Raw genomic sequence first — 11,791 nt, 5'->3', positions numbered from 1 at the left:
CAACAAACGAGTAGCATAACGATGAGTCTGAACCTGGTAAGTGAACAATTACTGTCGGCAAATGGCCTGAATCATCAGGATCTGTTTGCCATTCTTGGTCAACTGACCGAGCGCCGCCTCGATTACGGCGATCTCTATTTTCAGTCGAGCTATCACGAATCCTGGGTTCTGGAAGACAGCATCATTAAAGATGGGTCGTACAACATTGACCAGGGCGTAGGCGTGCGCGCCGTCAGCGGCGAAAAAACGGGCTTTGCCTATGCGGACCAGATTAGCAAGCTGGCGCTGGAGCAGAGCGCCCAGGCGGCGCGGACGATTGTGCGTGATACCGGTAATGGCAAAGTGCAGACCCTGGGAGCCGTTGAGTACAGCCCTTTGTACACCAGCATCGACCCGCTGCAGAGCATGAGTCGGGAAGAGAAGCTGGATATTCTGCGCCGGGTGGACAAAGTCGCCCGGGCGGCGGACAAGCGCGTGCAGGAAGTTTCGGCCAGCCTGAGCGGCGTTTATGAGCTGATTCTGGTGGCCGCCACCGACGGCACCCTCGCCGCGGACGTTCGCCCGCTGGTGCGCCTTTCGGTCAGCGTGCTGGTGGAAGAGGATGGCAAGCGTGAGCGCGGCAGCAGCGGCGGCGGTGGACGCTTTGGCTATGACTATTTCCTCGCCTCCCAGGAGGGCGACGTGCGGGCTGATGCCTGGGCGAAAGAAGCCGTGCGCATGGCGCTGGTGAACCTTTCGGCAGTCGCCGCCCCGGCGGGGATGCTGCCGGTGGTGCTCGGCGCCGGCTGGCCTGGCGTCCTGCTGCACGAAGCGGTCGGCCATGGGCTGGAAGGTGATTTCAACCGTCGCGGCACCTCGGTCTTTAGCGGCCATATGGGGGAATTAGTTGCCTCTGAGCTGTGCACCGTGGTGGATGATGGCACCATCGTCGATCGTCGCGGGTCGGTTGCCATCGATGACGAAGGCACGCCGGGGCAATACAACGTGCTGATCGAAAACGGCATCCTGAAAGGCTATATGCAGGATAAGCTCAATGCGCGTCTGATGGGCGTCGCGCCGACCGGTAACGGCCGTCGCGAGTCGTATGCTCATCTGCCGATGCCGCGTATGACCAATACCTATATGCTGGCGGGCCAGTCGACGCCGCAGGAGATTATCGAGTCGGTCGATTACGGTATCTTCGCGCCTAACTTTGGCGGCGGGCAGGTGGATATCACCTCCGGTAAGTTTGTCTTCTCTACCTCCGAAGCCTATCTGATCGAAAAAGGGAAGGTCACGAAGGCGGTGAAAGGGGCCACGCTGATCGGCTCCGGGATTGAAACCATGCAGCAGATTTCGATGGTAGGGAATGACCTGCGGCTGGATAACGGCGTTGGCGTTTGTGGCAAAGAGGGCCAGAGCGTGCCGGTGGGCGTCGGCCAGCCGACCCTGAAGGTCGATAATCTTACCGTCGGCGGTACCGCCTGATCCTGACCAGGTTCCCGGCGCTGCCGGGAACCGCTTCACCGGGCGATCCCGCGCCCGTGCATGCCTTGATAGATCTTCGCCACGTCGACAAAATACTCTGTCAGATAGTTGATACAGACCTGCACTTTCAGCGGCAGTTTATCCTTTTCCGTATACAGCGCGTAGACCGGCCGCGGATCGGACTGGTAGCTGGGCAACAGGATCTCAAGCTCGCCGCGGTTGATCTCTTCGATCGCCCACATCAATGGTACATAAGCGATACCCACCCCGGCTGTCAGCCAGCGTATCAGCGTCATGGGATCGTTGGTCACAAAGCGCCCCTGCGGGATCAGGCGGGTTGAGATCCCTTCCGGGGCGATAATTTCAAATTCGTTATCCGGACGTACGCTATATTCGAGCCATGAATGGCTGGCGAGGTCGGCCGGTTTCTCCGGATTGCCTGCCTGCGCCAGATAGCTTTTGGCGGCGCATAATACCATCGGCATTGAGCCCAGGCGGCGGGAAAAAAGGCTGGAATCCTGCAGGGCCCCCACGCGGATCACCACGTCAAGGCCGTCGGCGATCAGGTCAGGGGCTGGTATGCCGGTGACCAGATTGACGGAGAGTCCGGGGTATTCTTTCAGCATTTCCGCCGTTATGCGCGCCAGAACATTTTGTGCCATAGTTGAAGAGCAACCGATGCGCAGCGTCCCGATGGGGGTGTTATTAAATGCGTATAATTGCTCATGGACATCCTGCGCTTCAAACAGCATCCTACGGCAGCCCTGGTAATAGATTTTACCTGCTTCAGTTAAGCCAAGGCTGCGGGTGCTGCGGTTGAGCAGCTTTACCTGCAGCTCATCTTCCAGTTTGGCTACGGTCTGACTGATCGAAGAAACGCTCATCTGAAGCTGGCGGGCCGCCGCGGTGAATGAACCTAATTCGACCACTTTGGCGAAAACGGACATGCGTTTTAATCGTTCCATTATTCACTCTGGCTTAAAAGTGATTTAGATCACACATTGTAGATAATGCGGCAATCGTTACGTTAATATATTGTTAGCTACATAATAAACGCATCTGCTCACTACCTGTACGCTTCTTATTCAAGGTCATCATGAGTCTGTTTCCTGTCATCGTGATTTTCGGCTTATCGTTTCCGCCGATCTTCTTCGAGTTGCTTTTGTCGCTGGCCATCTTTTGGCTGGTGCATCGACTGCTGGTTCCGACCGGCATTTACGATTTTGTCTGGCACCCTGCACTGTTTAATACGGCGCTATATTGCTGCCTTTTTTATTTGATATCGCGCTTGTTCGTTTGAGGTTGATGTGAAAACACTAACAAGAAATATCCTCCGTACCGCTATTACCGTGATACTGGTCATTTTGGCTTTCGTGGCGATTTTCCGCGCCTGGGTCTATTACACCGCTTCGCCGTGGACGCGGGATGCGCGCTTTAGTGCTGACATTGTGGCGATTGCCCCTGACGTCTCCGGGCTGATTTCCCAGGTAAACGTCAAGGATAACCAACTGGTTAAGAAAGACCAGGTATTGTTCGTTATTGACCAACCTCGTTACCAAAAAGCGCTGGCGGAGGCGGAAGCCGATGTCGCCTACTACCAGACCTTAGCGCAGGAGAAGCGCGTTGAAGCGGGTCGGCGTAATAAGCTGGGCATACAGGCGATGTCGCGGGAAGAAATAGACCAGGCGAACAACGTGCTGCAAACCGTTGAGCATCAGTTGGCGAAAGCGGTAGCCAGCCGCGATCTGGCCAGGCTGGACCTCGAGCGCACAGAAATTCGCGCCCCCGCGGATGGCTGGGTGACCAACCTTAACGTCTATACCGGGGAGTTTATTACCCGTGGCTCCACGGCGGTGGCGCTGGTGAAAGAGAATACGTTTTACGTCATGGCCTATCTGGAAGAGACCAAGCTGGAAGGCGTCCGCCCTGGCTACCGTGCGGAGATTACCCCGCTTGGCAGCAGCAAAACCATTAAAGGGACAGTGGACAGTATCGCTGCAGGGGTGACCAACGCCAGCAGCAGCAGCGACTCGAAAGGGATGGCCTCGGTCGACTCCAACCTTGAGTGGGTGCGTCTGGCGCAGCGTGTGCCGGTGCGTATTCGCCTCGACCAGCAGCAGGGCAATCTGTGGCCATCGGGCACCACGGCGACGGTGGTGATCACCGGTAAAGAAGACCGCGATACCAGCCGGGCCAACTTCTTCCAGAAACTGGCTATGCGCCTGCGCGAATTCGGTTAATCGCTATGGGGACATATACCATTGCTCCCCGGCATCTCCGCTTTGCCATTAAGCTTGCATGCGCGGTGGTGCTGGCGCTGTTCGTCGGTTTCCATTTTCAGCTCGAAACACCGCGCTGGGCAGTACTGACGGCAGCGATCGTCGCCGCCGGGCCGGCCTTTGCTGCCGGCGGCGAACCTTACTCGGGCGCGATCCGCTATCGTGGGATGTTGCGAATTGCCGGGACCTTTATTGGCTGTATTGCGGCGCTGATTATCATCATCCTGATGATCCGTGCGCCTCTGCTGATGATGCTGGTTTGCTGCCTGTGGGCCGGGTTTTGTACCTGGATTTCGTCGCTGGTTAAGGTCGAGAACTCCTATGCCTGGGGACTGGCCGGGTACACTGCGCTGATTATCATTATCACCATCCATACCAATCCGATGCTGGCGCCGCAGTTTGCTGTCGAACGCTGTAGCGAAATTGTCATCGGTATTGTCAGCGCTATCGTCGCCGACCTGTTGTTCTCTCCACGTTCGATTAAAAAAGAGATCGACCTTGAGCTGGATAACCTGCTGATTGCGCAATATAAGCTGATGCAGTTATGCGTCGCCCACGGTGAAAAAGAGGAAGTGGATCAGGCGTGGGGGGCGCTGGTGCGTCGCACCACGGCGCTGGAAGGTATGCGCAGTAATCTGATCATGGAATCCTCTCGCTGGGCGAAGGCGAATCAGCGCCTGAAGGCGATCAATACCCTTTCATTAACGCTTATCACCCAGGCTTGCGAGACCTACCTGATTCAGAACTCGCGCCCGGAAATGGTGACGGATGACTACCGTGAGCTGTTCGCCGAGCCGGTGGAGACAGTGCAGGACGTCCACCAGCAGCTGAAGCGTATGCGCCGTTTTCTGACCTGGAAAGGCGAGCATAATACGCCCGTCACCATCTACAGCTGGGTGGGTGCCGCTACGCGCTACTTATTGCTTAAGCGTGGCGTGGTGGGTAACACCAAAATCAGTCGCATTGAAGATAGTGTGCTGCGTGGCGAAGCGGTGGTCAAAGTGGAATCTGCTGAGCGCCACCATGCGATGGTGAACTTCTGGCGTACCTCCGTCTCCTGTATCCTCGGGACGCTGTTCTGGTTGTGGACAGGCTGGACCTCAGGCAGCGGCGCGATGGTGATGATTGCCGTCGTTACCGCGCTGGCGATGCGCCTGCCTAACCCCCGAATGGTGGCGATGGACTTCCTTTATGGCACCCTGGCGGCGTTACCGCTGGGTACCCTGTACTTCCTGGTGATCATGCCGGCGACGCAGCAGAGCATGCTGCTGCTTTGCATCAGCCTGGCGGCGATGGCGTTCTTTATCGGTATCGAAGTGCAGAAAAGGCGTCTCGGATCGCTGGGGGCGCTGGCGAGCACCATTAACATTCTGGTGCTGGATAACCCGATGCAGTTTCAGTTCAGTCAGTTCCTCGACAGTGCGCTGGGGCAGATCGTCGGCTGTTTCCTTGCCCTGATGGTCATTCTCATTGTCAGGGATAATTCTCGGGCCAGAACCGGTCGGGTGCTGTTGAATCAGTTTGTCTCTGCGGCGGTCTCTTCGCTGACAACGAACTCGGCGCGTCGTAAAGAGAACCATCTGCCCGCGCTCTATCAGCAGTTGTTTTTATTGCTCAATAAGTTCCCCGGCGATGTCGCCCGCTTCCGTCTGGCATTGACGTTGATTATTGCCCATCAGCGCCTGCGTGATGCGCCCGTGCCGGTGAACGACGATCTGTCGGCCTTCCATCGACAGCTGCGACGTACCGCAGATCATGTGATCTCCGCCGGGAGTGATGATAAGCGTCGGCGCTACTTTACCCAGCTGCTGGCTGAGCTTGATGTCTATCAGGAGAAGTTGCGGGTCTGGGAGGCTTCGCCCCAGGTGACCGAGCCCGTGCGGCGGCTGGTTGAGATGTTGCACAAGTACCAGCATGTGCTGACCAGCAGTTAACCCCTAAACCGACGCCCAGGCGTCGGTTTTTTTATCGCTATACTTAACGGCGACAGGAAGAGAAGCGGGAGGGGCTGCCATGACCACCTATACGTTTGATTTTGACGAAATCGCCGAACAACAGGATTTCTACCGGGAGTTTTCCCGAACCTTTGAGCTGGCTCAGGATAAGGTCAACAACCTCGATTCACTGTGGGACGCGGTGACTGGTGGGCTGCTGCCATTGCCGCTGGATATTGAGTTTATTCATTTAAACGACAAGCAGCGTCGGCGCTTCGGCGCGCTGATTTTATTATTTGATGAAGCAGAAGAGGAGCTGGAGGGGGAGTTGCGCTTTAACGCCCGGCATAGCTAACGTTCATCTTTTAAACCGAGAAACACGGCTTTGATTTTCAGGATGACGTCATCTGTATCCTGCCGGCCACTAACATTGTGCTGTCGTTCGTGACCAGTGTTGAGCGATAAATGGCTGTTTTCATCAAAAAAGTAGATGAATTTAATACAAAAAGCGCATTATTCATGGTGATTTTTCGGGGATACACTGCCTGAAACGCGATCGCATTTTGTATTTGACCTGCTATTGGCAGGTATTCTCCAGGACTGAATACCATGAAAACCCTTCCTTTGTTATTCACCAGCGGCCTGATGCTGGGCACCATGTCTGCGACAGCCTACGCTGCGGAACTCCCTGGTTATGTTGATGGTGCGCAGGTTATTCACGTGGACCAGACTCGTGGCCGTATCGACACATTCAATGGCGTGGTTTATGGCCAGGTTAAAAACGCGGTCTCTGTGCGTCAGATGCATATGTCTTTGCTGGTGCCGCGCAATCACGATCTAAAGCCCGCCATTGTCTACTTCCCTGGTGGCGGCTTTACCAGCGCGGCATGGGATAAATTTATCGAAATGCGCATGGCGCTGGCGGAAGCCGGATTTGTCGTCGCAGCGGCGGAATACCGCACGGTACCAGACACGTTTCCGGCGCCGGTTGTCGATGGTAAAGCGGCTATCCGCTACTTGCGCGCCCACGCGGCGGAATATGGCATTGATCCTAAACGTATCGGCGTGTTGGGCGATTCTGCTGGCGGCTATATGGCGCAGATGATGGCGCTGACGCACGGCGAGAAAGCCTGGGAGCAGGGCGATTTTCTCGACCAGTCTTCCGATGTCCAGGCCGCAGCGACGCTATATGGCATCTCTAATCTATTGAATATTGGTGAAGGCTTCCCACCAGAGGTTCAGCACGTGCACGCCTCGCCGGCCGTGACGGAGGCGCTCCTGGTCCATGGCAGCGCTTTTCGCGACTGGCCTGGCGCGGCTATCGGCAGTGACCGGCAAAAAGCGCTCAATGCCAGCCCGATGGGGCATATCTCTCGTAACGAACCGCCAATGTTGATTATGCATGGCAGCGCTGACACCCTGGTTTCACCTGTCCAAAGCGCGCAGTTATATAAGGCATTAAAAGCGGAAGGTAATAAGGCAGACTATGTACTGGTCGAAGGCGCTGAACATGGCGACGATAGCTGGTATCAGAAGCCGGTTATCGATCGCGTGGTCAACTGGTTTAAAGCGACGCTCGGCGCGCCGGTTCACACTGCCAACGGGACGAAAGATAAGGACGCCAATCTGTAAATCGCTGTTCCGTTATGGAAGCGGAACGCATTGTTCGGACGGGTCTGGCGATGAACCAAAAAAAAGCCCCCGGCAGGCGGGGGCAAGTCGTCGAAATAAGACGACGAGGGTTTATTTGTACAGCTCAGCGGTGGCGTGCCAGCTATCGCCGGTACGTGCTTCAATAATACGGTAGCTGCTGGCGCCTTCTTTCTCGGCTTTAGCGGCCAGCTCCTGACGCATGTCCATTGGCGCACTACCTACCTGGGATACGGAGATGGTGCCCATGGACTGCAGGTTTTGTGCTTGTTCAGCGTTAACTTGCTGAACGGCCGCGCTTGCGCCGAAAGAGAGAACGGAAGCCAGGCCAAGGGATGCGATGATCATTGCGCGTTTCATAATCTTTACTCCAGTCTTTGTTTTGCCGCGGCGGGGGATGTATGCGCCCAGGCCGCGGTAGAGAATCTGTGTCGGGTTAGTCGTTGACGAACTACAACTTATTTATAAAGCTCAGCGGTGGCATGCCAGTGGTCGCCAGTGCGGGCTTCGATAATGCGATAAGAAGAAGCCCCTTCTTCCTGCGCTTTCTTGTTCAGCATTTCATGCATATCCATCGGGGAAGAGGCTACCGCGCCGACGGAAACTGTGCCGATGGCCTCGCGGCCCTGGGCTTGCTCGCTGTTGATAACGTCAGCGGCAAAAGCGCCAAACGACACGACGGACAGGATGCTGAGTGCTGCTACAGTGGTTTTGATTTTCATGATGTTCACCTCGTCGAATCTTTTTGTTGAGGGTCTTTGTTTCGTGACCCTCATCACAAAACCAAGTATACACTAATCACCAAAAATATTAATACCATGCTAATTGTTTTGCGCGTTAATAGTTACAATGAATTGCGCTTTTTATAACCTATAAGAATTAAAAATGACAACTTATCCGCAGTGATAAGATTTATTTCTAATAAAATCATAAAGGTATGCGAATTTGATCTTTTGTGCGTTTTAGGCGTTTCCCTTAAGTAAAAGAACGTATAGACGCGTTAAATCACACAAAATGTTAAATAATTGTTGGATTGAGGGGCGTGAGAGAGAAAGAAAGGGGAGTCGCCCTCTGACGATTGCCAGAGGGGAATACTCAGAGTTCCTGTTCGAACAGGACCAGGATGGCGTCGTGCAGATCTTTCACCGTAAAGCCGCGCGCAGGGGTGGTGAAGATGGTGTCATCCCCGGCGATGCTGCCGAGAATACCTTCCGCCTTGCCCAGCGAGTCGAGAAGACGGGCAATCAGCTGCGCCGCGCCGGGGCTGGTGTGAATCACCACGACGGCATCGTTATAGTCGATATCCAGCACCAGATTTTTCAGCGGGCTGGAGGTGGTCGGCACGCCAAGCTCAGCAGGCAGGCAATAGACCATTTCCATTTTGGCGTTACGGGTACGAACCGCGCCAAATTTGGTGAGCATGCGGGAGACCTTCGATTGGTTGATATTCTCGAAGCCTTCTTCCTGCAGCGCCTGGACGATCTCACCCTGCGAGCTGAATTTTTCTTCTTTAAGCAGCGCTTTAAACGCTTTAACCAGTTCTTCTTGTTTTGCCGAACTTCGCATAAGTCACCCAGATTATGGTGGTAAAAACAACATCATTATGCATAACCGTGAATTTTTATGCAAATAATCCGCAACGGGATAGGTCAATAATGTTATGAAGGGGGCATATTTTAGCAAAAAAACCATATAAGGAACATGTTCACATCACAACGCTTAAAGCCATGTAAAAGTAAATGAAATGTTATTGAGTTGGTGTTGTTTTGCGCAACTGGCTGGGTGTATTGTAACCAACAGTCGATCCGGTACTTCGCTTTGCTGGATGGTCAGTCAGGAAGCATAAAGTGCGCCGCTGTTCTATTGCTACGCACAATAATGCATTCTTCAGCCATAATCATTGTAATTGTTCATCTTGTGAATTAAGGTCCAGGCGACGGAATAACGAAAGACTAAATTAACCATAATAAGGAGTTTAGGATGAAAGTTGCAGTCCTTGGCGCCGCCGGTGGTATCGGCCAGGCGCTTGCCCTACTACTTAAGACCCAACTGCCTTCAGGTTCAGAGCTCTCGTTGTACGACATCGCTCCGGTTACGCCGGGCGTGGCGGTAGATCTAAGTCATATCCCCACAGATGTAAAAATTAAAGGATTTTCCGGTGAAGATGCTACCCCGGCGCTGGAAGGCGCTGATGTGGTGCTGATCTCCGCGGGCGTAGCGCGTAAGCCCGGCATGGATCGTTCCGACCTGTTTAATGTGAACGCAGGCATCGTTAAGAACCTGGTGCAGCAGATTGCCAAAACCTGCCCACAGGCCTGCATCGGTGTTATCACCAACCCGGTGAATACCACCGTGGCTATCGCCGCCGAAGTGCTGAAAAAAGCCGGCGTGTACGATAAAAACAAGCTGTTCGGCGTCACCACGCTGGACATTATCCGCTCCAATACCTTTGTCGCTGAGCTGAAAGGTAAATCGGCAACCGAGGTGGAAGTCCCGGTCATTGGTGGTCACTCCGGCGTCACCATTCTGCCATTATTGTCGCAGATCCCGGGCGTCAGCTTCAGCGATCAGGAAGTGGCCGATCTGACTAAACGCATTCAAAATGCCGGTACCGAAGTCGTGGAAGCGAAAGCGGGCGGTGGGTCGGCGACGTTGTCGATGGGTCAGGCGGCTGCGCGCTTTGGTCTCTCTCTGGTTCGCGCGATGCAGGGAGAGAAAGGTGTGGTGGAGTGCGCCTACGTGGAAGGCGACGGCCACTATGCGCGTTTCTTCTCCCAGCCGCTGCTGCTGGGGAAAAACGGCGTGGAAGAGCGACAGTCTATCGGCAAACTCAGCGCCTTTGAGCAGCAGGCGCTGGAAGGCATGCTGGACACCCTGAAGAAAGATATCGCGCTCGGCGAAGACTTCGTCAACAAGTAACCTCGCACGTGCAAAAAAGCCGGAACCGTTGTTCCGGCTTTTTATTGCCTCACTTTTCGCCTCCATGCGCCAGCGGTCGGGCAAATCTGCTAAAATCCCCCGCGTTTTAAGCCACCAGCCATGAGGACAGCGTGAAAAAGATCGAAAGAAAACAGACCCGGGACCAAATCGCGCAGATGATTCGTTATCAGATCCTCTCCGGCGCCATGAAACCCGGGGAGGAACTGACTCAGGAGAACATCGCGGAACAATTGGGACTTTCACGTATGCCGGTTAGGGAAGCGCTACAGTCCCTTGAACAGGAAGGATTTCTGGTGCGCTTGCCTAACCGACATATGCAGGTCTCCACGCTGGCCGTCGAGGATGTGAGCCATATTTTTCGCGTTATCGCGGTGATGGCTGCGGAACTGTTTGCCCTCGTGCCGGCAAATCAGGGGGAATTACTTCGCGCGCGCGCGCAGGAGCTGGCGCGTGCTGGCGATAATGCCGGTGAACTGGCGTTTCATCAGTTGCTGATTTCCTATCTTGATAACCGCTATCTGGCAAAGGCGTATCAGCAATTTTTGGACGGTTATATTTCCTATGTCATTCTGTACCTGAAAGAGGATGGCCAGGAGTCGGCGCAGATCCTGAACGAACTGGCGAGCGCCATTGGCCATGGCGAAGGCGAAAAAATTGCTCAGGCAACACAGCGTTATTTCCTTATGCTTGCGGAGATAATGCGTCAACATATGAAGGATTGGGAAAGTGCAGAAGCCTAAATTAGGGAAAATTAAGCTTCTTTCCGCGAAGGAGCAGGTGGCGGCGGTTTTGCGTAAAGCGATCCTTTCGCGGGATTTAGTGGAAGGGCAGGAAATTACCCTTGAAGGGATTGCCAAAATGGTTGGCGTTTCCAGCATGCCGGTACGTGAAGCGTTTCAGATTTTAGCCGCCGATGGTCTGATTCAAGTGCGGCCGAATAAAGGTGCGGTGGTGCTGGGGATTAATGAGCAGACTATCCGCGAGCATTACGAAATTCGCGCTGTACTGGAAAGTGAAGCGGTGGCGAAAGCTTCTCGTCCAGGGACCGATATTTCACGCATCGCTCAGGTTCACTATGCCGCAGAGAAGGCGCTGGCAGACAATAATTCTGCTGAATATTCCGACCTGAACCAGGCCTTCCACATGGAGATCTGGAACGCGGCGGGAAATGAAAAAATGAAGATGCTGCTCTGCAACATGTGGAACGGACTGTCGATGGGGCACAAGGTGACCGAAGAAGAGTACGCCGTCATTTCCCTCCGTGAACATAAAGCGATCTTACAAGCGCTTGAGCAGCATAACGAAGCGCTGGCCCGTCAGCGAATGCATGAGCATATCATCCGCTCGATGGAGAATATGCTCACGCGTTACCTGCCCGATCCTGCTCCCTGACCGGATCGATCGCCAGCGAATAGCTGGCGTTTGTTATATTTATCAACGTTATTAATTCCTCAACGTGACGATCTGCGCAGGATCTTGATGTAGATCTCATTGCGCGATCATTCCACAAAAACGCATTGA

The 11,791-nt window shown here is 54.3% G+C and carries 13 protein-coding genes; 9 read left to right on the top strand and 4 right to left on the bottom strand.

The genetic code is table 11. The features are described from left to right. The first annotated feature begins 21 nt into the window (after positions 1–21). A complete protein-coding gene (gene tldD / locus HMPREF3142_RS12940; protein WP_008806685.1) occupies positions 22–1,467 on the top strand; it encodes a metalloprotease TldD in 1,446 nt (481 codons plus the stop codon). Between the two features lie 35 nt (positions 1,468–1,502). Here the strand turns inward: tldD and aaeR are convergent, their stop codons facing one another. After that, a complete protein-coding gene (aaeR, locus tag HMPREF3142_RS12935) occupies positions 1,503–2,432 on the bottom strand; it encodes an HTH-type transcriptional activator AaeR (RefSeq protein WP_008806684.1) in 930 nt (309 codons plus the stop codon). A 131-nt stretch (positions 2,433–2,563) separates the two neighbouring features. On the opposite strand from aaeR, the gene aaeX reads away from it, so the two are divergent. From aaeX to HMPREF3142_RS12905, 5 genes are all read left to right on the top strand, one after another. After that, a complete protein-coding gene (aaeX, locus tag HMPREF3142_RS12930) occupies positions 2,564–2,767 on the top strand; it encodes a p-hydroxybenzoic acid efflux pump operon protein AaeX (protein ID WP_002918640.1) in 204 nt (67 codons plus the stop codon). Between the two features lie 7 nt (positions 2,768–2,774). Further along, positions 2,775–3,707 (top strand): p-hydroxybenzoic acid efflux pump subunit AaeA, encoded by a 933-nt coding sequence (gene aaeA / locus HMPREF3142_RS12925; protein WP_008806683.1) that lies wholly within the window; start codon positions 2,775–2,777, stop codon positions 3,705–3,707. 5 nt (positions 3,708–3,712) lie between these two features. Next, positions 3,713–5,680, top strand: coding sequence for a p-hydroxybenzoic acid efflux pump subunit AaeB (gene aaeB, locus HMPREF3142_RS12920; protein WP_008806682.1), 1,968 nt, complete (start codon positions 3,713–3,715; stop codon positions 5,678–5,680). 79 nt (positions 5,681–5,759) lie between these two features. Continuing rightward, positions 5,760–6,035, top strand: coding sequence for a barstar family protein (locus HMPREF3142_RS12915; RefSeq protein ID WP_012540452.1), 276 nt, complete (start codon positions 5,760–5,762; stop codon positions 6,033–6,035). A 254-nt stretch (positions 6,036–6,289) separates the two neighbouring features. After that, positions 6,290–7,312, top strand: coding sequence for an alpha/beta hydrolase (locus tag HMPREF3142_RS12905; RefSeq protein ID WP_064171729.1), 1,023 nt, complete (start codon positions 6,290–6,292; stop codon positions 7,310–7,312). Between the two features lie 111 nt (positions 7,313–7,423). On the opposite strand, the gene yhcN-B is transcribed toward HMPREF3142_RS12905, so the two are convergent. From yhcN-B to argR, 3 genes are all read right to left on the bottom strand, one after another. Beyond that, on the bottom strand, positions 7,424–7,690 hold the full coding sequence (gene yhcN-B, locus HMPREF3142_RS12900) for a DUF1471 family stress response protein YhcN-B (protein WP_008806680.1): 267 nt from the start codon (positions 7,688–7,690) through the stop codon (positions 7,424–7,426). Positions 7,691–7,788: 98 nt separating this feature from the next. Continuing rightward, positions 7,789–8,052, bottom strand: a complete 264-nt coding sequence (gene yhcN / locus HMPREF3142_RS12895) for a peroxide/acid stress response protein YhcN (RefSeq protein ID WP_008806679.1) — start codon at positions 8,050–8,052, stop codon at positions 7,789–7,791. Between the two features lie 373 nt (positions 8,053–8,425). Continuing rightward, the gene (gene argR, locus HMPREF3142_RS12890) at positions 8,426–8,896 is read right to left on the bottom strand and encodes a transcriptional regulator ArgR (protein WP_002918625.1); all 471 of its coding nucleotides are present in this window, start codon (positions 8,894–8,896) and stop codon (positions 8,426–8,428) included. 414 nt (positions 8,897–9,310) lie between these two features. Here argR and mdh point away from each other — a divergent pair, with 414 nt between their 5' ends. From mdh to HMPREF3142_RS12875, 3 genes are all read left to right on the top strand, one after another. Then, positions 9,311–10,249: a malate dehydrogenase gene (mdh, locus tag HMPREF3142_RS12885; RefSeq protein ID WP_008806678.1), complete on the top strand. Its 939-nt coding sequence runs from the start codon at positions 9,311–9,313 to the stop codon at positions 10,247–10,249. Positions 10,250–10,380: 131 nt separating this feature from the next. Continuing rightward, the gene (locus tag HMPREF3142_RS12880; RefSeq protein ID WP_008806677.1) at positions 10,381–11,010 is read left to right on the top strand and encodes a GntR family transcriptional regulator; all 630 of its coding nucleotides are present in this window, start codon (positions 10,381–10,383) and stop codon (positions 11,008–11,010) included. Next, the gene (locus HMPREF3142_RS12875; RefSeq protein ID WP_008806676.1) at positions 10,997–11,662 is read left to right on the top strand and encodes a GntR family transcriptional regulator; all 666 of its coding nucleotides are present in this window, start codon (positions 10,997–10,999) and stop codon (positions 11,660–11,662) included. The genes HMPREF3142_RS12880 and HMPREF3142_RS12875 overlap by 14 nt, the downstream gene beginning before the upstream one ends. The last annotated feature ends 129 nt before the right edge of the window (positions 11,663–11,791 follow it).

It is taken from the genome of Klebsiella sp. HMSC16C06 (assembly GCF_001808325.1).
Classification (GTDB): Bacteria; Pseudomonadota; Gammaproteobacteria; order Enterobacterales; family Enterobacteriaceae; genus Klebsiella; species Klebsiella variicola.
The sequence above is the reverse complement of the archived record's forward strand: the minus strand, read 5'-3'. Positions and strand labels throughout refer to the sequence as shown.

Bases quoted from the DNA above. Each gene is read 5' to 3' on its own strand.
- tldD (WP_008806685.1), top strand. From the start codon at position 22: ATGAGTCTGAACCTGGTAAGTGAACAATTACTGTCGGCAAATGGCCTG.
- aaeR (WP_008806684.1), bottom strand. From the start codon at position 2,432: ATGGAACGATTAAAACGCATGTCCGTTTTCGCCAAAGTGGTCGAATTA.
- aaeX (WP_002918640.1), top strand. From the start codon at position 2,564: ATGAGTCTGTTTCCTGTCATCGTGATTTTCGGCTTATCGTTTCCGCCG.
- aaeB (WP_008806682.1), top strand. From the start codon at position 3,713: ATGGGGACATATACCATTGCTCCCCGGCATCTCCGCTTTGCCATTAAG.
- HMPREF3142_RS12915 (WP_012540452.1), top strand. From the start codon at position 5,760: ATGACCACCTATACGTTTGATTTTGACGAAATCGCCGAACAACAGGAT.
- HMPREF3142_RS12905 (WP_064171729.1), top strand. From the start codon at position 6,290: ATGAAAACCCTTCCTTTGTTATTCACCAGCGGCCTGATGCTGGGCACC.
- yhcN-B (WP_008806680.1), bottom strand. From the start codon at position 7,690: ATGAAACGCGCAATGATCATCGCATCCCTTGGCCTGGCTTCCGTTCTC.
- yhcN (WP_008806679.1), bottom strand. From the start codon at position 8,052: ATGAAAATCAAAACCACTGTAGCAGCACTCAGCATCCTGTCCGTCGTG.
- argR (WP_002918625.1), bottom strand. From the start codon at position 8,896: ATGCGAAGTTCGGCAAAACAAGAAGAACTGGTTAAAGCGTTTAAAGCG.
- mdh (WP_008806678.1), top strand. From the start codon at position 9,311: ATGAAAGTTGCAGTCCTTGGCGCCGCCGGTGGTATCGGCCAGGCGCTT.